Source organism: Motilibacter peucedani, from assembly GCF_003634695.1.
Lineage (GTDB): Bacteria > Actinomycetota > Actinomycetes > Motilibacterales > Motilibacteraceae > Motilibacter > Motilibacter peucedani.
On record NZ_RBWV01000001.1, the window covers coordinates 19648 to 39507 of the forward strand.

The following is a 19860-nucleotide window of genomic DNA, read 5'->3' on the forward strand; positions in this document are numbered from 1 at the left end:
GTCTGACGCGTCACAGCCGGGGGCAAGACGGGAACAACGGGGCCGGTCGGCGCACTGACCCCTACAGACAGTCCCACGCGTCCCACGTCCCGAGGAGGACTCCGGTGGCACCCTCGACAACAGCTGCACCCGCCCCGACCGAGCTGTCGGCCGACCCGCTGCGCGCGCTCAGCGCCGAAGGGGTCGCGGTCTGGCTCGACGACCTCTCGCGGGCCCGCCTCCGGAGCGGCAACCTGGCCGGTCTGGTCCGCGACAAGGCAGTCGTCGGCGTGACGACCAACCCGACGATCTTCCAGAAGGCCATCACCGGCTCCGAGGTCTACGACGAGCAGCTGCGGCAGCTCGCGCTGCGCGGCGTCGACGTCGGCGAGGCCCTGCGCGCCGTGACGACCTACGACGTGCGTTGGGGCTGCGACGTCCTGCGCCCGGTGTGGGAGGCCAGCGGCGGCCGCGACGGCCGCGTCTCGATCGAGGTCGACCCGCGGCTGGCCCACGACACCGACCGCACGCTGGCCGAGGCCCGCGCGCTGTGGTGGCTCGTCGACCGCCCCAACCTGCTCATCAAGGTGCCGGCGACCAAGGCCGGCCTGCCGGCCATCGCCCAGCTCATCGCCGAGGGCATCAGCGTCAACGTGACCCTGATCTTCTCCCTCGAGCGCTACGACGCGGTCATGGAGGCCTACGTCGAGGGCCTCGAGCGCGCCCGCGCCGCCGGGCACGACGTCTCCACGATCGAGAGCGTCGCCTCCTTCTTCGTCAGCCGCGTCGACACCGAGATCGACAAGCGCCTCGACGGCCTGGGCAGCGACGAGGCCAAGGCCCTCAAGGGCAAGGCGGCCGTGGCCAACGCCCGGCTCGCGTACCAGCACTACGAGGCGGTCTTCAGCACCGAGCGCTGGAAGTCGCTCGAGGCCGTCGGCGCCAAGCCGCAGCGCCCGCTCTGGGCCTCGACCGGGGTCAAGGACCCCAGCTACGACGACACGATGTACGTCGTCGACCTCGCCGCTCCCGGCACCGTCAACACGATGCCGGAGGCCACCCTCGACGCCGTCGCCGACCACGGCGTCGTCAAGGGCGACCAGGTCCGCGGGCACTACGCCGAGGCCCAGCAGGTCCTCGACTCGCTCGCCTCGCTCGGCGTCGACTACGACGACGTCGTCCAGGTCCTCGAGGACGAGGGCGTCGACAAGTTCGAGGTGAGCTGGAACGAGCTCATCGACTCGGTCTCGGGCCAGCTCGAGAAGTTCGGCGCCGAGGTCGGCGCCGACGGCTCGACCAGCCCGGCCCACGGCGGCCCGTCCGCTGCGGGCAAGTAGCCCCACCGCACGTAGGTCCATCCCGCGCGCCGGGACCCGCGGGGTCCCGGCGCGGCTCCGCGACCGGAAGGCACCCGCTCTATGACTGCCAGCGAGGCGATGGAGAGCGGCCTGCTCTCCGCGTCCAACCCGTTGCGCGACATCCGCGACCGGCGCCTGCCGCGCGTCGCCGGGCCGGGCGGCCTGGTCATCTTCGGCGTGACGGGCGACCTGTCGCGCAAGAAGCTGATGCCGGCCATCTACGACCTGGCCAACCGCGGCCTGCTGCCGCCGGGCTTCGCCCTCGTCGGCTTCGCCCGCCGCGACTGGGCCGACCAGGACTTCGCCCAGGTCGTGCACGACTCGGTCAAGGAGTTCGCCCGCACCCCCTTCCGCGAGGAGGTCTGGCAGCAGCTCGCCGAGGGGGTGCGCTTCGTGCCCGGCGAGTTCGGCGACGCCCAGGCCTTCGAGCAGCTCAAGCGCACCATCCACGAGCTCGACGAGCAGCGCGGCACCGGCGGCAACCACGCCTTCTACCTCTCCGTACCGCCGAAGTTCTTCCCCGACGTCGTCCGTCAGCTCAAGGAGACCGGCCTGGCCGACGGGCCGCCCGACGCCTGGCGCCGGGTCGTCATCGAGAAGCCGTTCGGGCACGACCTGGCCAGCGCCCAGGAGCTCAACCGGATCGTCGCCGAGGTCTTCCCGCCGCAGTCGGTCTTCCGCATCGACCACTACCTCGGCAAGGAGACGGTCCAGAACATCCTGGCGCTGCGCTTCGCCAACGAGATGTTCGAGCCGATCTGGAACCGCGGCTACGTCGACCACGTGCAGATCACCATGGCCGAGGACATCGGCATCGGCGGCCGCGCCGGCTACTACGACGGCATCGGCGCCGCGCGCGACGTCATCCAGAACCACCTGCTCCAGCTGCTCGCCCTCACGGCGATGGAGGAGCCGGTCTCGTTCGACGCGCGCGACCTGCGCCTGGAGAAGCTCAAGGTGCTGGGCGCGACGCACGCCCCGGCCGACCTCTCGCTGGCGACGGCGCGCGGGCAGTACGCCGAGGGCTGGCAGGGCGGGGTCCACGTCCCCGGCTACCTGCAGGAGGAGGGCATCCCGGCCGACTCCACGACCGAGACCTACGCCGCGGTCAAGCTGGAGATCGACACCCGCCGCTGGGCAGGCGTCCCGTTCTACCTGCGCACCGGCAAGCGGCTCGGCCGCCGCGTCACCGAGATCGCGGTCGTCTTCCACCGCGCGCCCCACCTGCCCTTCACCCGCAACGCGGTCGAGGAGCTCGGCCAGAACGCGCTCGTCATGCGCATCCAGCCCGACGAGGGCATGACGGTGCGGTTCGGCTCCAAGGTCCCCGGCACCTCGATGGAGGTGCGCGACGTGACCATGGACTTCGCCTACGGCCACTCGTTCACCGAGTCGAGCCCCGAGGCCTACGAGCGGCTGATCCTCGACGTCCTGCTGGGCGACCCGCCGCTGTTCCCGCGCCACGAGGAGGTCGAGAGCTCCTGGCGGATCCTCGACCCGATCGAGGACTACTGGCGCACCCAGGGCCAGCCGGAGCAGTACCCCTCCGGCACGTGGGGCCCGACGTCCGCCGACGAGATGCTGGCGCGCGAGGGCCGCGCCTGGCGTCGACCCTGAGAGGCGAGCACCCCGCATGAACATCGACCTGACCGACACCACCGCCGGCAAGATCCACAACGCCATCCTCGACGCCCGCCGGCGCTCGGGGTCGGCCGCGACCGGCGCCGTGCTGACGCTGGTCATCGTCACCGACGAGCAGGGCCACTACGACGCGCTGAAGGCGGCCACCTCGGCCTCCCGAGAGCACCCGTCGCGCATCCTCGTGGTCGTCGCCCGCCCCGGGCGCGGCGAGCCCCGCCTCGACGCCGAGGTCCGCACCAGCGGCGAGTCCGGCCCGGGCGAGGTCGTCATCCTGCGCATGCACGGCGAGCTGGCGCACCACGCCGACAGCGTCGTGCTCCCGCTGCTGCTCACCGACGCGCCCGTGGTGGCGTGGTGGCCCGGTGGTGCGCCGGAGAACCCGAAGACCCACCCCATCGGCGCCATCGCCCAGCGGCGGATCACCGACGCGGCCGCCAGCATGGAGCCGATGGAGGAGCTCGCCAAGCGGGCGGCTGGCTACACCGACGGCGACACCGACCTGTCGTGGACCCGGCTGAGCCAGTGGCGCACGTTCCTGGCCGGCGCCCTCGACCAGGTCCCCGCCCGCGTGACGGCGGCCTGGGTGGAGAGCGAGCCCGAGTCCCCCAGCGCCGAGCTGCTCGCCCGCTGGCTCGACAACCGGCTCGGCGTCCACGTCGAGCGGGCGACCAGCAACGGGCCGGGGATCACCGGCGTACGCCTGACGACCACCGTCGGCGACGTCGCCATCTCCCGCGGCGACGGCCGCGTCGCGGCGATCAGCCTGCCGGGCTCGCCGCAGCGCTCCGTCGCGCTGCCCCGCCGCCCGCTCACCGAGCTGCTGGTCGAGGAGCTGCGCCGCCTGGACGCCGACGAGGTCTACGGCGAGTCGCTCCGGGCGCCGCACGACGCCCACCCGGCGGGCGCTGGGCCCGAGCCCCGGGGCGAGGGCCAGCCGCAGGACGACCAGCCGCACACCGACGAGCACGGCGACGCGCACAGCGGCGACCCGTCGGACGCGCCGGCCGAGGGGGGCTCCGAGCAGGAGGTCCTCGAGGGCCACCCGCAGTGAGCGCCGAGCGGTCCCCCGAGCTGGTCCGCCGTCCGGACGCCTCGGCGCTCGCCGACGCCGTCGCCGAGAGGCTGCTCGCCCGCATCGCCGAGGCGCAGCAGCAGCGCGGCCGGGCTGCGGTGGTGCTGACGGGCGGAGGCATCGGCACGGCGACGCTGCGCAGCGTCGCCGCAGCCCCCGGCCGCGAGACCGTGGACTGGTCGCGCGTCGAGCTGTGGTGGGGCGACGAGCGCTACCTGCCCGCGGGCGACCCCGACCGCAACGACACCGGCGCCGACGAGGCGCTGCTCCGAGCGGTGCCGCTCGACCCGGCCAAGGTCCACCGCGTCGCGGGCCCCGAGCGCAGCGAGAGCGTGGAGGCCTCGGCCGCCGACTACGCCGAGGCGCTGGGCGCCGCGCCGGCCCGCGACGGGCTGCCCGACCTCGACGTGCTGCTGCTCGGCGTCGGGCCTGACGCCCACGTGGCCTCGCTCTTCCCGGAGCACCCGGCCCAGGACGCCGACGGGCTGGCGGTGCCGGTGCACGACTCGCCCAAGCCGCCGCCGACGCGGGTCAGCCTCAGCTGGCGGGCGATCGGCGCCGCCCGTGAGGTCTGGCTGCTCGCGGCCGGCGGCGAGAAGGCGTCGGCGGTGGCCGCCGCGCTCGCCCCGGGCGCCGAGCGGCGCACGACGCCCGCCTCGGGCGCGCACGGCCGGGAGCGTACGGTGTGGTTCCTCGACGACGCCGCGGCCGCCGAGCTGCCCGGCTGAGACCGAGCCGGCGCTCCGGCGGCTACTCGCCCCGGCGCTTGCGCAGCTGCTCGAGCGCCTCGGAGAGGATCGCCTCTCCGTCGGCCTCGGTGCGCCGCTCCTTCACGTAGGCCAGGTGCGTCTTGTAGGGCTCGGTGCGCGGCGCGGCCGGCGGGTTGTCGCGGTCCTGGCCGGCCGGGAGGCCGCAGCGCGGGCAGTCCCACACCTCGGGCGGCGCGACACCCGGCTCCTCGGCGAAGCTGGGCTTGCTCTCGTGCCCCCGGGCGCACCAGTAGGACACGCGGATGCGCGGCGCGGTGTCGCCGCGCTCGGCCTCGCCCATGGGTCCGGCGCCGACGCGGCTCCCCCGGATCGCGTTGCCACTGGCCACTGGAGTTCTCCTGGAGGTCGCTCGTGCTGGGGACGGTCGTCGCGCGGGTCGTCGTGCGCGGGTAGGACGGGCCCGGGCGCGCCGGGCTGGGGTGCAGCCTAGACGCGCGCGAGCAGGCCGAGGGCGACGATGCAGGCGAACCACACGATCCCGATGCCGATCGTGAGGCGGTCGAGGTTGCGCTCGACGACGCTTGAGCCGCCCAGCGAGGTCGAGACGCCACCGCCGAACATGTCGGACAGGCCACCGCCCTTGCCCTTGTGCAGCAGGACGAGCAGGATCATCAGCAGGCTCGCGACGACCAGCACGGCAGAGAAGATCGTCTCGACGACGCTCACGGGACCTCCGGGGAAGAAGCTGTCACGGACAGGGTACGACGCGGAGCGGGGGGTCTAGGACTTCGCCGCGTCGAACCGCACGATCCGGGTGAAGTCCTCGGCGTCGAGGCTCGCACCGCCCACGAGCGCACCGTCGACGTCGGGCTGCGCCATGATCGCGCCGGCGTTGCTGCCCTTGACCGAGCCGCCGTAGAGGACGCGCACAGCGCCGGCGACCTCGGGCGAAGCCAGGTCGGCGAGCCGCTCGCGCACCGCGGCGCACACCTCCTGGGCGTTCTCCGGGGTGGCGACCTCGCCGGTGCCGATCGCCCAGACGGGCTCGTAGGCGATGACGACCTTCGCGACCTCGTCGGCCGACAGGCCGGACAGCGCTCCGTCGAGCTGGCTGATGCAGTGGCTGACGTGCCCGTCGGCCTTGCGGACCTCGAGCCCCTCGCCGATGCACAGGATCGGGGTGAGCTCGTGCTTGAGCGCAGCCTTGACCTTGGCGTTGACGACCTCGTCGGTCTCGGCGTGGTACTGCCGGCGCTCGGAGTGCCCGACGACCACGTAGGTGCAGCCGAGCTTCGAGAGCATCGAGCCGGAGACCTCGCCGGTGTAGGCGCCCGAGTCGTGCGCGCTGATGTCCTGCGCGCCGTAGGCGATGCCCAGCTTGTCGCCGTCGACCAGCGTCTGGACGCTGCGGATGTCGGTGAACGGCGGGAGCACGACCACGTCTGCCCGGTCGAAGTCCTTCTCCTCCAGGCGGAAGGCGAGGTCCTGCACGAGGCGGATCGCCTCGAGGTGGTTCAGGGTCATCTTCCAGTTGCCCGCGAGGAGGGGCTTGCGGGTGGTGGCCATGCTCATGCTCCCAGTGCCGAGAGACCGGGCAGCGTCTTGCCCTCGAGGTACTCGAGGCTCGCACCGCCGCCGGTCGAGATGTGTCCGAACGAGGCCTCGTCGAAGCCGAGGGTGCGTACGGCTGCGGCTGAGTCGCCGCCGCCGACGACGGTGAGCGCGCCGGCCGCCGTGGCGTCGGCGAGCGCCTGGGCCACCGCCCGGGTGCCGCCGGCGTAGGGCTCCATCTCGAACACGCCCATCGGGCCGTTCCAGAAGACCGTCCGCGCGTCGGCGAGGGCCGCGGCGAACGCGGCGCCCGAGGCGGGGCCGATGTCGAGCCCGAGGCGGTCGGCCGGGATCGCGTCGGCGGCGACGACCTGCGGGTCGGCGTCGGCCGCGAACGCGGTCGCCGCCACGACGTCGGTGGGCAGCAGGATCTCGATGCCGGCCTCCTCGGCGCGCGCGAGGTAGCCCCGCGCGGTCTCGAGCTGGTCCTCCTCGAGCAGGCTCTTGCCGACCTCGTGGCCCTGGGCCTTGAGGAAGGTGAACAGCATGCCGCCGCCGATGAGCAGGCGGTCGCCGCGCACCATCAGGCGCAGCAGGTTGTCGATGACTCCGAGCTTGTCGGACACCTTCGAGCCGCCGAGCACCACCGCGTAGGGGCGGGCCGGGTCGACGGTGAGCCGGCGCAGCACCTCGACCTCGGCGAGCACCAGGCCGCCGACGGCGGCCGGCACGCGCTGGGGGACGTCGAACACGCTGGCGTGCTTGCGGTGGACGGCGCCGAAGCCGTCGCCGACGTAGGCGCCGTCCTCGCCGAGCAGCGCGACGAGCGCGTCGGCGAAGGCGCCGCGCTCGGCGTCGTCCTTGCTCGTCTCGCCCGGGTTGAAGCGCAGGTTCTCGAGCAGCGCGACGTCGCCGTCGCCGAGGCCGGTGACCGCGGCCTGCGCCTCGGGCCCGACGGTGTCGCCGGCGAAGACGACCGGCGCGCCGAGGACCTCGGCCAGCCGCGCCGCGACCGGCGCGAGGGAGTACTTCGCCTCGGGCGCGCCCTTGGGGCGGCCGAAGTGCGCCACGACCACGACGCGGGCGCCGCGGGACGCGAGCTCGCGGATGGTCGGCACGGAGGCGCGGATGCGCCCGTCGTCGGTGATGCGCGGGGCCTCCGGCGCGCCCTCCATGGGCACGTTGAGGTCGGAGCGCACCAGCACGCGGCGGCCGCGCAGGTCGCCCAGGTCGTCGATCGTCTTCACGAGGAGCCCTTCTCCGGTAGGCGCACGACAGTCCCGGGCCCGACGGGGCCCGGGACTGTCGTCAGCGTGGACGCGTCAGAGCGAGCGGCCGACGAGGGACGTCAGGTCGACGAGCCGGTTGCTGTAGCCCCACTCGTTGTCGTACCAGCCGACGACCTTGGCCTGGTTGCCGTTGACGATCGTGAGCTGGGAGTCGAAGGTGCACGACGCCGGGCTCGTCACGATGTCGCTCGAGACGATGGGGTCCTCGGTGTAGTCGAGGATGCCCTTCAGGGCGCCCTCGGCAGCGGCCTTCATCGCGGCGTTGACCTCGTCCTTGGTGGTCTCGCGCTCGAGCTCGACCGTGAGGTCGGTGACCGAGCCGGTCGGCACCGGGACGCGCAGCGCGTAGCCGTCGAGCTTGCCCTTGAGCTCGGGCAGCACCAGGGAGATCGCCTTCGCGGCGCCCGTGGTGGTAGGGATGATGTTGGTCGCGGCGGCCCGCGCGCGGCGCAGGTCCTTGTGCGGGAAGTCGAGGATGACCTGGTCGTTGGTGTAGGCGTGCACCGTGGTCATCAGGCCCTTGACGATGCCGAACTGCTCGAGCAGCACCTTGGCCATCGGGCCGAGGCAGTTGGTCGTGCAGGAGGCGTTCGAGATGATGTTGTGCTTGGCGGGGTCGTAGTCACCCTCGTTGACGCCCAGGACGACGGTGATGTCCTCGTCCTTGGCCGGCGCGGAGATGATGACCTTCTTGGCGCCCGCGCTGAGGTGCTTGCCCGCGGCCGCGGCGCTGGTGAAGTGGCCGGTCGACTCGATGACGACGTCGGCGCCCAGGTCGGCCCAGGGCAGGTTGCCCGGGTCGCGGTCGGCGAGCGTGCGGATCTTCGCACCGCCCACGACCAGGTAGTCGTCGTCGAAGGAGACGTCCTTGCCGAGACGGCCCAGGATGCTGTCGTACTTCAGCAGATGGGCGAGCGTCTTGTTGTCGGTGAGGTCGTTGACACCGACCACCTCGATGTCCGCCCCGGAGGCGAGAGCCGCCCGGAAGAAGTTGCGCCCGATGCGCCCGAATCCGTTGATGCCAACGCGTACCGTCACTGAAGACTCCCTGTGAAGCGCCGTCTGTCAAGCCACCTGGAGCCTATCGCGGCCGGGTGCGGGCGCGGACCACGGGTCCAGCCCGTGGACGCTCCCCGCGCTCCCCCGACCGGTCGGTCGGGCTCAGGCCTCGCTCGCCACCTCGGGCGGCACGGAGGCCTCCGTGCCCGGGACGCCGTCGTCGGCGGCGCGCTTGTCGGCCAGCGCGAGCAGCCGGCGGATGCGCCCGGCGATGGCGTCCTTGGTCATGGGCGGGTCGGACAGCGCGCCCAGCTCCTCGAGGGAGGCCTGCTTGTGCTCGAGGCGCAGCTGGCCCGCGGTGCGCAGGTGCTCGGGCGTCTCCTCGCCCAGGATCTCGAGGGCCCGCGCCACCCGCGCACCGCTCGCGACCGCGGCGCGCGCGGAGCGGCGCAGGTTGGCGTCGTCGAAGTTGGCGAGCCGGTTGGCGGTGGCGCGCACCTCGCGCCGCATCCGCCGCTCCTCCCACGCCAGCAGGCTCTCGTGGGCGCCGAGGCGGGTGAGCAGCGCGCCGATCATGTCGCCGTCGCGGATGACGACGCGGTCGACGCCCCGGACGTCACGGGCCTTGGCGTTGGGGACGCCGAGCCGGCGCGCGGCGCCCACCAGGGCCAGCGCGGCCTCGGGCCCGGGGCAGGTGACCTCGAGCGAGGACGAGCGACCCGGCTCGGTCAGCGAGCCGTGGGCGAGGAAGGCCCCCCGCCAGGCGGCCTCGGAGTCGCAGACCCCGCCGCTGACGACCTGCGCCGGCAGCCCGCGCACCGGCCGGCCTCGCCCGTCGAGCAGCCCGGTCTGGCGGGCGAGCGCCTCGCCGTCGCGGCTGACCCGCAGGAGGTAGCGGTTGCCCTTGCGCAGCCCCCCGGGCGAGACGACGGCGAGCTCGGCGGCCGACCCGTAGACCTCGGCCAGGTCGCGGCGCAGGCGCCGGGCGGTCTGGGCGGTGTCGAGCTCGGCCTCGACGACGATCTTGCCGTTGACGATGTGCAGGCCGCCCGCGAAGCGGAGCAGGGCGGCGACCTCCGACTTGCGGCAGCAGGACTTGACGACCGGCAGCCGGCTCAGCTCGTCCTTGACGGAGGCGGTCATCGCCATGGGGAGGCTCCTTGCGCGGACGAGGTAGACGAGAAGACGGCGGAGTACGCCTGGGCGAGCAGGTGCGGGTCGTGCGCGTCGCTGCGCCCGGCCGACGCGAGGGGGGCCACGACCAGCCGGCCCCCCGCCGAGGCGACGACGTCCTCGAGCGAGGAGCGGTCGGTCACGGTGGCGGGGTCGGCGAGCACGACGTCCCACCGCGTCCCCGGCGCGTGGGCGAGGAGCACCTCGACGTGGGCTTCGGCGCTGAAGCCCGAGGTCTCGCCCGCCTGCGTGGTGAGGTTCAGCGCGAGCAGCCTACGCGCCGGCGACTCGGCGATCGCCTGCCCCAGAGCGGGGACCTGGAGGTGCGGGAGCACGCTGGTGAACCACGAGCCCGGCCCGAGCACGATCCAGTCGGCGGCGCGCACGGCCTCGACGGCCTCGCGGCAGGCAGGCGGGTCGGCGGGCAGGAGCTCGACGCCGAGGACCCGGCCCTGGGTGGTCGCGGCGGCGACCTGGCCCCGCACGGTGCTGACCTCGTCGGGGTTCTCCGGGTCGGCGCCCAGCACGGTGGCCGAGATGTCGAGCGGCACCTCGGCCATGGGCAGCACCCGGCCCTCGGCCCCCAGCAGCCGGCCCATCCAGTCGAGGGCCGCCACGACGTCGCCGCCCAGGCGCTCCCAGAGGGCGACCAGCAGCAGGTTGCCCAGCGCGTGGCCGTGCAGGGCGCCGGAGCTGACGAAGCGGTGCTGCACGACCTCGGCCCAGGTGCGGCCCCACTCGTCGTCGCGGCACAGCGCGGCCAGCGCCTGGCGCAGGTCGCCGGGGGGCAGGACGCCGAGCTCGCCGCGCAGGCGGCCGCTCGAGCCGCCGTCGTCGGCGACCGTCACGACGGCGGTGAGCTCGCGGGTCACCCGGCGCAGCGCCGACAGCGACGCCGCCAGCCCGTGACCGCCGCCGAGGGCGACGACCTTCGGGCCGCCGTCCGGGGCGCTCACTCGCGGCCCAGGTCGCGGTGGACGACGGTGGCCGAGATGCCTCGCGCGCGCAGCTGGGCCGCGAGGGCCTCGCTCATCGCGACCGAGCGGTGCTTGCCTCCGGTGCAGCCCACCGCGATGGTCGCGTAGTGCTTGCCCTCGCGCTCGTAGCCGGGGGCGACGGTCTCGAGGACGCGGAGGTAGCCCTCGAGGAACTCGGAGGCCCCGGGCTGGCTGAAGACGTAGTCGCGCACGGCCTCGTCGCGCCCGGTCCGGGCGCGCAGCTCGGGCACCCAGTGCGGGTTGGGCAGGAAGCGGCAGTCGGCGACGAGGTCGGCGTCGACCGGCAGGCCGTACTTGAAGCCGAAGGACATCACCGTGGCCCGCAAGCCCGGGTCCTCGTTGCCGGTGAAGTCGCGGGCGACCGCGTCGGAGAGCTGGTGGACGTTGAGGACGCTGGTGTCGAGCACCAGGTCGGCCTCGAGCCGCACCTCCTCGAGGATGCGGCGCTCGGCGGCGATGCCGTCGAGGATGCGCCCGATCCCCTGCAGGGGGTGGGGCCGTCGGTTGGACTCGAACCGGCGCACCAGCACCTCGTCGCTGGCGTCGAGGAAGAGCATGCGGGTGCGCGAGCCCGACTCGTGCAGCGCCTTGACCGCGGCGCGCAGGTCGGCGGTGAACGCGATGCTGCGCACGTCGATGACGGCGGCGATGCGCGACACGTCGCCACCCGTACGGCCCCCGAGGTCGGCGAGCCGGGGCAGCAGCGAGGGCGGGAGGTTGTCGACGACGTACCAGCCGAGGTCCTCCAGCGCGTTCGCGGCCGTGCTGCGGCCCGCGCCCGACATCCCGGTGACCAGCACCATCTCGACGGGTGCCGGCTGCTGCTCGGGCGCCTCGTCGGCGCCCGGTGCTCCTGCTGCGGCCTCGGTCACTGGTCCCCCTCCGCCGGCTGCGCGTCGTCGACCAGCACCCCGGCCGGCGAAGCAGAGAGCATCGCACCCGCGGCCGGCGCGCCGTCGTGCAGGGCGGCGACGACCGCCTCGGCGGTGCGCGGCCCGAACCCGGGCAGGCTGGCGATCTCCTCGGCGCTGGCCTCGCGCAGCCGCTTGACCGAGCCGAACTCGCGCAGCAGCGCCTTGCGCCGGGCGTCGCCGAGGCCGGGCACGTCGTCGAGGGCGCTGGCGCGCACGGTCTTCGTCTTCTTCTGCCGGTGGTAGGTGATCGCGAAGCGGTGGGCCTCGTCGCGCACGCGCTGGAGCAGGTAGAGGCCCTCGCTGGTGCGCGGCATGACCACCGGGTGCGCGTCGTCGGGCACCCACACCTCCTCGAGCCGCTTGGCCAGCCCGCACAGCGCGACGTCGTCGATGCCGAGCTCGTCGAGGGCGCGCTGGGCCGCGGCGACCTGCGGCGGGCCGCCGTCGACCACGACGAGGTTGGGGGCGTAGGCGAACTTGCGCGGGCGGCCGGTCTCGGGGTCGATGCCGGCGGGCGTGCCCTCCGCCGCCACCTCCCCCGTGCCTGCCGTCGAGTCGACGCCGGCCTCGCCGGTGCGCTCGCGCTCGTCGAGGTAGCGCTTGAACCGCCGGGTGATCACCTCGTGCATCGAGGCGACGTCGTCGGAGTGGCCGTTGACGCCGCGGATCGCGAAGCGGCGGTACTCGGAGCGGCGGGCCAGGCCGTCCTCGAAGACGACCATCGAGGCGACGATCTCCTCGCCCTGGTGGTGGGAGACGTCGTAGCACTCGATGCGCAGCGGCGCCTCGTCGAGCTCGAGCGCCTCCTGGATCTCCTGCAGCGCCCGGCCTCGGGTCGTGAGGTCGCTGGCCCGGCGGGTCTTGTGCAGCGCGAGGGCCTGGCCGGCGTTGCGCGCGACGGTGTCGAGCAGGGCCTTCTTGTCGCCGCGCTGCGGGACGCGCAGCGCGGTGCGGGCACCCCGCACGACCTGCAGGATCTCCTGCACCAGAGCGGGGTCGTCGGGCAGCGCCGGCACCAGCACCTCGCGCGGCACCTCGTTGCCGCCGTCGAGGTAGAACTGCTCGACGAAGCGCTCGACCAGCCCTCCGGTGTCGACCTCCTCCACCTTGTCGACGACGAACCCGCGCTGCCCGCGGACCCGCCCACCGCGTACGTGGAAGACCTGCACCGCTGCCTCGAGCTCGTCCTCGGCGAAGGCGATGACGTCGGCGTCGGTGGCGTCGGGCAGGACGACCGCGCTCTTCTCCATCGCGCGGGTCAGCGCGCCGATGTCGTCGCGCAGGCGCGCGGCCCGCTCGTACTCCATCTCCTTGGCGGCCTGCTGCATCTGGCGCTCGAGGCGACGGGTGAACTTCGCCGTCGAGCCGGCCATGAAGTCGCAGAAGTCCTCGACGATCTCGCGGTGCTCCTCGGGCGTCACCTTGCCGACGCAGGGTGCGGAGCACTTGTCGATGTAGCCGAGCAGGCAGGGGCGCCCGACCTGCTGGGCCCGCTTGTAGACCCCGTTGCTGCAGGTGCGCGCCGGGAAGACGCGCAGGAGCAGGTCGAGCGTCTCGCGGATCGCCCAGGCGTGGGCGTAGGGGCCGAAGTAGCGCACGCCCTTGCGCTTCGGGCCGCGCATCACCATCAGCCGCGGCACCTCGTCGGCCAGCGTCACGGCCAGGCTGGGGTAGGACTTGTCGTCGCGGTACTTGACGTTGAACCGCGGGTCGAACTCCTTGATCCAGCTGTACTCGAGCTGGAGCGCCTCGACCTCGGTCGACACGACGGTCCACTCGACGCTCGCCGCGGTGGTGACCATCGAGGCGGTGCGGGGGTGCAGCTGCAGCAGGTCCTGGAAGTAGTTGTTGAGCCGGTTGCGCAGGCTCTTGGCCTTGCCGACGTAGATGACCCGGCCGGACGCGTCGCGGAACTTGTAGACGCCCGGCGAGTCGGGCACCTCCCCGGGACGGGGGCGGTACGTCGACGGGTCAGCCACGGCACCGATGCTACGTTCGCCCGCCGACAGAGGTGGACCGGTGGCCGTCAGCCCAGCGCCGCCCGCACCGCCGCACCCACGCCGCCCGAGGTCAGGGCGCTCAGCCCGTCGACGAGCAGGCCGCGGAAGCGCTCGTCGTGGGGCAGGTCGTCGCCGAAGACCTCGCCCAGCGAGAGGAAGGCGTCCACCACTGCCTGCGGCGTGCTCGCGGACGCCGTCACCTGTGCGATCCGGTCGGCGAGCGGGTCGTCGAGCACCAGCGGCGAGCCGTCCTCGGCGGTCCCGGCCGTCGCGTACCTCATCCATGCGGCGATCCCGAGGCAGGCGAGCCGGGGGTCGACGCCGACCGCCAGCAGGTCGCGGGCCACGGCAACCTGGCGCTGGGGCAGCTTCTGCGAGCCGTCCATCGCGACCTGCGCGGTGCGGTGGCGCAGTGCCGGGTTCGAGAAGCGCTGCACGAGGTCGGCCTGGTAGCCGGCCAGGTCGAACCCGTCAGGAACCTGCAGCGTCGGGGTCACCTCGTCGCGCATCAGCCGCTCCACGACCTCGCGCAGGCCGGGGTCGGCGACGGCGTCGGCGACGTAGGGGTGGCCCGCCAGGCCGCCGAGGTAGGCGAGCGTGGAGTGGCTGCCGTTGAGCAGCCGCAGCTTCATCGCCTCGTAGGGCGTGACGTCGGCCGTGAGCACGGCTCCGGCCCGCTCCCACACCGGCCGGCCGGCGGCGAAGGAGTCCTCGACCACCCACTGGCGGAACGGCTCGGTGGCCACCACGCCCTCGTCGTCGATCCCCAGCAGCCGTGCCGCGTCCCGCCGGTCGTCGTCGGTCGTCGCCGGCACGATGCGGTCGACCATCGAGGAGGGGAAGGCGACGCTGTCGCGCACCCAGTCGAGCAGCGGGCCGCCCTCACCCGCCGGCAGCGCGGCGCAGAACTCGCGGACCAGCCCCGCCAGGACCTCGCCGTTCGACGGCAGGTTGTCGCAGGAGAGCAGGGTGACCGGCCCGGCGTCGGCGCGGTGGCGGGCCTGCAGCCCGCGCACCAGCTGGCCGACGACCGTACGCGGTGCCCGGCCCCCGAGGTCCGCGACGACCTCGGGGTCGTCGGTGCGCAGCCGGCGGGTGGCCGGGTCGTGCCGGTAGCCCTTCTCCGTGACGGTGAGGGTGACGACGCGTACGCGGGGGTCCGCCAGCCGCGCGGTGAGCGCGTCGGGGTCGGCACGCGCGAAGAGCAGCTCGCGCACGGCGGCGCTGACCTGGACGTCGGCACCTCTGGCGGTGCGGACCAGCACCGAGTAGAGGCCGTCCTGCGGCCCGAGCTGGTCGAGCACGTCGGTGCTGCGCTGGGTCACCCCGCAGATCCCCCAGCCCAGGTCGCCGGTCGCCGCCATGGCGTCCTGCGTGAAAGCCGCCTGGTGCGCCCGGTGGAAGGCGCCGATGCCGAGGTGGACGATGCCGACGCCGACCTCGCCGGGGTCGACCGGTGGTCGCGCGGCGGGCGCGACGAGCGGCAGCGTACGAAGGCTGAGGCGCACCATCAGCGTGACCCGACGGACGCGGCAAGCAGACCACTGCATGCCACGCAATGGCCGACGCGTGCCGACGGAGATGTGGTCACGTGTGGTCTCCTCTGTGCGCGACGTGTGGCGCAGAAGCCTACGGCGCTGGGGTGGAGAGCCGGTGCACGCCCTTCCGGGGAGGGGTGGCAGGGTCGTGCGGGACCGGTGCCCGAAGACAGCTGGAGGCCGCTGTGCGACCGCTCGTGCTCGACGACGACCGCATCCTGCCGGCCGACCCGGCCACCCGCGCCGTCGCGCGCCAGATCTACGCGTCGGTTCGCGGCCTGCCGATCGTGAGCATGCACGGCCACGTCGACGCCGGCGTCCTCGCCCGCGACGAGCCGTTCAGCGACCCGGCGCACCTGCTCGTCGTGCCCGACCACTACGTCACACGGATGCTCGTCTCCCAGGGAGCGCGGCTGGAGGACCTCGGCGTCCCGCGGCTCGACGGCGGCCCCGTCGAGACCGACCCGCGCGCCGTCTGGCGGCGCTTCTGCGCAGGGTGGCCGCTGTTCCGCGGCACTCCGAGCCGGCTGTGGCTCGAGCAGGAGCTGCACGACGTCTTCGGCGTACGCGTCGCGCCCTCCCCCGAGACCGCCGACGACATCTTCGACGCCATCACCGACTGCCTCGCCCGGCCGGAGTTCCGCCCGCGGGCGCTGTTCGACAGCTTCGGCATCGAGGTGCTGGCCACCACCGACTCGCCGCTGAGCAGCCTCGCCGACCACGAGGCGATCGCCGCGTCCTCGTGGGGCGGCACGGTGGTGCCGACGTTCCGCCCGGACGCCCTCGTGCACGTGGCGCGCACCGGCTGGCAGCGCGACGTCGAGGCGCTGGCGGAGGTGTCCGGCGTGGACACGTCGACCTACTCCGGGTTCCTCGACGCCCTGCGCCAGCGGCGCGAGCACTTCGTGCGCCACGGGGCCCTCTCGACCGACCACGGGCACGAGTCGGCGGGGACGACGCCGCTCGACCCCGCGGACGCCGGGCGCATCTACGCGGCCGCGCTCGCCGGCCGGGTCGACGAGAGCGACGCGCGTGCCTTCGCCGGCACCATGCTGTTCGAGATGGCGCGCATGAGCTCCGAGGACGGCCTGGTCATGCAGGTCCACCCGGGCGTCCTGCGCGACCACGACTCCGCCGTCCACGACCTCTTCGGGCCCGACCAGGGCTTCGACATCCCGGTCGGCGTCGACTTCGTGCACGGGCTGCGCCCGATGCTCGAGGCCTTCGGACGCCACCCGGGCTTCCGCTGCGTGGTCTTCACCATCGACGAGACGACCTACTCGCGCGAGCTCGCGCCGCTGGCCGGGGTCTACCCGGCGATGCGGCTCGGGGTGCCGTGGTGGTTCCTCGACAGCCCGCTGGCCATGCGACGGTTCCGCGAGGCCACCACCGAGACCGCCGGGTTCTACAACGGCGCCGGCTTCGTCGACGACACGCGCGCCTTCGCCTCGATCCCCGCGCGGCACGATATGGCCCGCCGCGTCGACAGCGGGTTCCTCGCGGGCCTCGTCACGGGCGGGCTGCTGCCGCTCGACGAGGCCCTCGAGACCGCCACCGACCTCACGGTGACCCTCCCCCGGCTCGCCTACCGCCGCCGCGGCTGACCGGGCCGCGCGCGCCAGCGGTCGGTGGGTGCGTCAGCTGGCGGTCTTCGCGGTCCGCTTGCTCGCCGCGGCCTTCCCCTTCGCGGTCGGTGCTGCGCCGACGGTCGCGGTGGCGACCGACTTGGCGGCGGGCGAGCGCTTGGCGGCGACGGTGCGCGACCCCGCGGCGGCGGGACGGCGGAGCCCCTGCCCGCCGCCCATGCCGAGGACCTCGCGCAGGAACCTGCCCGTGTGGCTCGCGGGCTCGGCGGCCACCTGCTCCGGCGTGCCGGTGGCGACCACCGTGCCGCCGCCGTTGCCGCCCTCGGGACCCATGTCGATGACCCAGTCGGCCGTCTTGATGACGTCGAGGTTGTGCTCGATGACGACGACGCTGTTGCCCGCGTCGACGAGCCGGCCGAGCACCCCGAGCAGCTTGTTGATGTCCTCGAAGTGCAGGCCGGTCGTGGGCTCGTCGAGCACGTAGATGGTGCGGCCGTTGGAGCGCTTCTGCAGCTCGGCCGCCAGCTTCACGCGCTGCGCCTCGCCGCCAGAGAGCGTGGGCGCGGGCTGCCCCAGGCGGACGTAGCCGAGGCCGACGTCGGCCAGCGTGCGCAGGTGGCGCGCGATGGCCGGCACGGCGGCGAAGAAGTCGGCCGCCTCCTCGATGGGCATGTCGAGGACCTCGGCGATCGTCTTGCCCTTGAAGTGCACCTCGAGGGTCTCGCGGTTGTAGCGGGCGCCCTGGCACACCTCGCACGGGACGTAGACGTCCGGCAGGAAGTTCATCTCGATCTTGATCGTGCCGTCGCCGGAGCAGGCCTCGCAGCGCCCGCCCTTGACGTTGAACGAGAAGCGCCCGGGCAGGTAGCCGCGCACCTTGGCCTCGGTCGTCTCGGCGAACAGCCGGCGCATGTGGTCGAAGACGCCGGTGTAGGTGGCCGGGTTGCTCCGGGGCGTGCGGCCGATCGGGCTCTGGTCGACGTGGACGACCTTGTCGAGGTGCTCGAGGCCGGTGACGGTGCGGTGGCGGCCGGGCACCTGGCGCGCGCCGTTGAGCTTGTTGGCGAGCACGGTGTAGAGGATGTCGTTGACCAGGGTCGACTTGCCCGAGCCGCTCACGCCGGTGACGGCGACGAAGCAGCCCAGCGGGAAGGCGACGTCCACGCCCTGCAGGTTGTGCTCGCGGGCACCCTTGACGACGACCTCGCGGCCGTCGGGCGCACGGCGCTCGGTCGGCGCGGGGATCTCGCGCCGGCCGGACAGGTAGGCGCCCGTCAGCGACTCCTCGCTCGCCAGCAGCCCGGCCAGGTCGCCGGAGTGCACGACGTGGCCCCCGTGCTCACCGGCGCCGGGGCCGATGTCGACGATCCAGTCGGCGGTGCGGATGGTGTCCTCGTCGTGCTCGACGACGATGAGGGTGTTGCCGAGGTTGCGCAGCCGGGTGAGCGTGTCGATCAGCCGGCGGTTGTCCCGCTGGTGCAGGCCGATCGAGGGCTCGTCGAGGACGTAGAGGACGCCGACGAGGCCCGAGCCGATCTGGGTGGCGAGCCGGATGCGCTGGGCCTCGCCGCCCGAGAGCGTGCCGGCCGCGCGGTCGAGCGAGAGGTAGTCGAGCCCCACGTCGAGCAGGAAGCCGAGCCGGGCCTGGATCTCCTTGAGCACGCGCTCGGCGATCTGGCGCTCGCGCGCCGAGAGCTCGAGCGAGCCGAGGAACTCGGCGGCGTCGGCGATGGGCAGGGCGCACGCCTCGGAGATCGACCTGCCGCCCACGGTCACCGCGAGGATCTCGGGCTTGAGCCGTGCGCCGTGGCACGCGGGGCACGGCACCTCGCGCATGTAGCCCTCGTAGCGCTCGCGGCTCCACTCGGAGTCGGTCTCGCTGTGGCGCCGCTTCACGAACGGGATGGCGCCCTCGAAGCCGGTGAAGTAGGAGCGCTCGCGCCCGAAGCGGTTGCGGTACTTGACGTGGACCTGGTAGTCGAGGCCGTTCATCACGGCGTCCTTGGCGCGCTTGGGCAGCGTGCGCCACGGGGCGTCGAGGCTGAAGTCGAGGGCGTCGGCCAGCGCGTCGAGCAGGCGCACGAAGTAGTCGGCCGACTGGCCGTTGGCCCACGGCGCGACCGCACCCTCGCGCAGGGAGAGCTCGTCGTCGGGCACCAGCAGCTCGGGGTCGACCTCGAGCCGGGTGCCGATGCCGGTGCACTCGGGGCAGGCGCCGAACGGGGAGTTGAAGGAGAACGAGCGCGGCTCGAGCTCCTCGAAGGACAGGTCGTCGTAGAGGCAGGCGAGGTGCTCGCTGTAGATGCGCTCGCGGCCGGGGTCGCCCTCGGGCAGGTCGACGAAGTCGAAGACCACCAGGCCGCCCGCCAGCCCGAGCGCGGTCTCGACCGAGTCGGTCAGCCGCCGCTTGGTGGAGGCCTTGACCGAGAGCCGGTCGACGACCACCTCGATGGTGTGCTTGTAGCGCTTGTCGAGCTTGGGCGGCTCGGCCAGCGAGATCGTCTCGCCGTCGACGCGGGCACGGCTGTAGCCCTTGGTCTGCAGGTCGGCGAACAGGTCGACGAACTCGCCCTTGCGGGCGCGCACGACCGGCGCCAGCACCTGGAACCGCGCGCCCTGCTCCATCTCGAGCACGCGGTCGACGATCTGCTGCGGGGTCTGGCGGGCGATCGGGCGCCCGCACTTGGGGCAGTGCGGGTGGCCGGCGCGCGACCACAGCAGGCGCAGGTAGTCGTAGACCTCGGTGATCGTCCCGACGGTGGACCGCGGGTTGCGGCTGGTCGACTTCTGGTCGATCGAGACCGCGGGCGAGAGGCCCTCGATGAAGTCGACGTCGGGCTTGTCCATCTGGCCGAGGAACTGGCGGGCGTAGGACGACAGCGACTCGACGTAGCGGCGCTGCCCCTCGGCGAAGATCGTGTCGAAGGCGAGGCTCGACTTGCCCGAGCCGGACAGCCCGGTGAAGACGACGAGCGCGTCCCTGGGCAGGTCCAGGGACACGTCCTTGAGGTTGTGCTCGCGCGCACCTCGCACGATCAAGCGGTCAGCCACG

The 19860-nt window shown here is 73.5% G+C and carries 16 protein-coding genes; 5 read left to right on the forward strand and 11 right to left on the reverse strand.

Annotated elements, in window-relative coordinates; all coding sequences use genetic code 11:
* The first annotated feature begins 104 nt into the window (after positions 1 to 104).
* From tal to pgl, 4 genes are all read left to right on the forward strand, one after another.
* Positions 105 to 1316: a transaldolase gene (tal, locus tag CLV35_RS00100; RefSeq protein ID WP_231121225.1), complete on the forward strand. Its 1212-nt coding sequence runs from the start codon at positions 105 to 107 to the stop codon at positions 1314 to 1316.
* Positions 1317 to 1397: 81 nt separating this feature from the next.
* Positions 1398 to 2954 (forward strand): glucose-6-phosphate dehydrogenase, encoded by a 1557-nt coding sequence (zwf, locus tag CLV35_RS00105; RefSeq protein ID WP_183061517.1) that lies wholly within the window; start codon positions 1398 to 1400, stop codon positions 2952 to 2954.
* A gap of 16 nt (positions 2955 to 2970) precedes the next feature.
* Complete coding sequence (locus CLV35_RS00110; protein WP_183061520.1) at positions 2971 to 4029, forward strand: glucose-6-phosphate dehydrogenase assembly protein OpcA; 1059 nt, start codon at positions 2971 to 2973, stop codon at positions 4027 to 4029.
* Positions 4026 to 4778, forward strand: a complete 753-nt coding sequence (gene pgl / locus CLV35_RS00115; protein ID WP_121191488.1) for a 6-phosphogluconolactonase — start codon at positions 4026 to 4028, stop codon at positions 4776 to 4778. The genes CLV35_RS00110 and pgl overlap by 4 nt, the downstream gene beginning before the upstream one ends.
* A gap of 22 nt (positions 4779 to 4800) precedes the next feature.
* Here pgl and CLV35_RS00120 read toward each other — a convergent pair whose 3' ends face one another.
* From CLV35_RS00120 to CLV35_RS00165, 10 genes are all read right to left on the reverse strand, one after another.
* Positions 4801 to 5148 carry an RNA polymerase-binding protein RbpA gene (locus tag CLV35_RS00120; protein ID WP_121191399.1) on the reverse strand — a complete coding sequence of 116 codons (348 nt, stop codon included), beginning with the start codon at positions 5146 to 5148 and terminating at the stop codon, positions 4801 to 4803.
* 98 nt (positions 5149 to 5246) lie between these two features.
* Positions 5247 to 5486 (reverse strand): preprotein translocase subunit SecG, encoded by a 240-nt coding sequence (secG, locus tag CLV35_RS00125; protein WP_183061521.1) that lies wholly within the window; start codon positions 5484 to 5486, stop codon positions 5247 to 5249.
* Between the two features lie 54 nt (positions 5487 to 5540).
* Positions 5541 to 6326, reverse strand: coding sequence for a triose-phosphate isomerase (gene tpiA, locus CLV35_RS00130; protein ID WP_121191400.1), 786 nt, complete (start codon positions 6324 to 6326; stop codon positions 5541 to 5543).
* Between the two features lie 2 nt (positions 6327 to 6328).
* A complete protein-coding gene (locus tag CLV35_RS00135; protein WP_121191401.1) occupies positions 6329 to 7558 on the reverse strand; it encodes a phosphoglycerate kinase in 1230 nt (409 codons plus the stop codon).
* A 75-nt stretch (positions 7559 to 7633) separates the two neighbouring features.
* Positions 7634 to 8638, reverse strand: a complete 1005-nt coding sequence (gap, locus tag CLV35_RS00140; protein WP_121191402.1) for a type I glyceraldehyde-3-phosphate dehydrogenase — start codon at positions 8636 to 8638, stop codon at positions 7634 to 7636.
* A 123-nt stretch (positions 8639 to 8761) separates the two neighbouring features.
* On the reverse strand, positions 8762 to 9748 hold the full coding sequence (gene whiA, locus CLV35_RS00145) for a DNA-binding protein WhiA (RefSeq protein WP_121191403.1): 987 nt from the start codon (positions 9746 to 9748) through the stop codon (positions 8762 to 8764).
* On the reverse strand, positions 9739 to 10836 hold the full coding sequence (locus tag CLV35_RS00150) for a gluconeogenesis factor YvcK family protein (RefSeq protein WP_407938182.1): 1098 nt from the start codon (positions 10834 to 10836) through the stop codon (positions 9739 to 9741). Before CLV35_RS00150 ends, whiA begins: the two co-directional genes overlap by 10 nt.
* The gene (gene rapZ, locus CLV35_RS00155; RefSeq protein ID WP_231121226.1) at positions 10725 to 11642 is read right to left on the reverse strand and encodes an RNase adapter RapZ; all 918 of its coding nucleotides are present in this window, start codon (positions 11640 to 11642) and stop codon (positions 10725 to 10727) included. The genes CLV35_RS00150 and rapZ overlap by 112 nt, the downstream gene beginning before the upstream one ends.
* Positions 11639 to 13663: an excinuclease ABC subunit UvrC gene (gene uvrC / locus CLV35_RS00160; protein WP_121191405.1), complete on the reverse strand. Its 2025-nt coding sequence runs from the start codon at positions 13661 to 13663 to the stop codon at positions 11639 to 11641. Before uvrC ends, rapZ begins: the two co-directional genes overlap by 4 nt.
* A gap of 47 nt (positions 13664 to 13710) precedes the next feature.
* A complete protein-coding gene (locus CLV35_RS00165; protein ID WP_121191406.1) occupies positions 13711 to 15195 on the reverse strand; it encodes a mannitol dehydrogenase family protein in 1485 nt (494 codons plus the stop codon).
* A gap of 212 nt (positions 15196 to 15407) precedes the next feature.
* On the opposite strand from CLV35_RS00165, the gene uxaC reads away from it, so the two are divergent.
* Positions 15408 to 16826: a glucuronate isomerase gene (gene uxaC / locus CLV35_RS00170; RefSeq protein ID WP_231121227.1), complete on the forward strand. Its 1419-nt coding sequence runs from the start codon at positions 15408 to 15410 to the stop codon at positions 16824 to 16826.
* A 33-nt stretch (positions 16827 to 16859) separates the two neighbouring features.
* On the opposite strand, the gene uvrA is transcribed toward uxaC, so the two are convergent.
* The gene (gene uvrA, locus CLV35_RS00175; RefSeq protein ID WP_121191408.1) at positions 16860 to 19859 is read right to left on the reverse strand and encodes an excinuclease ABC subunit UvrA; all 3000 of its coding nucleotides are present in this window, start codon (positions 19857 to 19859) and stop codon (positions 16860 to 16862) included.
* Position 19860 lies beyond the last annotated feature (1 nt).

Bases quoted from the DNA above. Each gene is read 5' to 3' on its own strand.
- zwf (WP_183061517.1), top strand. From the start codon at position 1,398: ATGACTGCCAGCGAGGCGATGGAGAGCGGCCTGCTCTCCGCGTCCAAC.
- CLV35_RS00110 (WP_183061520.1), top strand. From the start codon at position 2,971: ATGAACATCGACCTGACCGACACCACCGCCGGCAAGATCCACAACGCC.
- tpiA (WP_121191400.1), bottom strand. From the start codon at position 6,326: ATGGCCACCACCCGCAAGCCCCTCCTCGCGGGCAACTGGAAGATGACC.
- whiA (WP_121191403.1), bottom strand. From the start codon at position 9,748: ATGGCGATGACCGCCTCCGTCAAGGACGAGCTGAGCCGGCTGCCGGTC.
- CLV35_RS00165 (WP_121191406.1), bottom strand. From the start codon at position 15,195: ATGGTGCGCCTCAGCCTTCGTACGCTGCCGCTCGTCGCGCCCGCCGCG.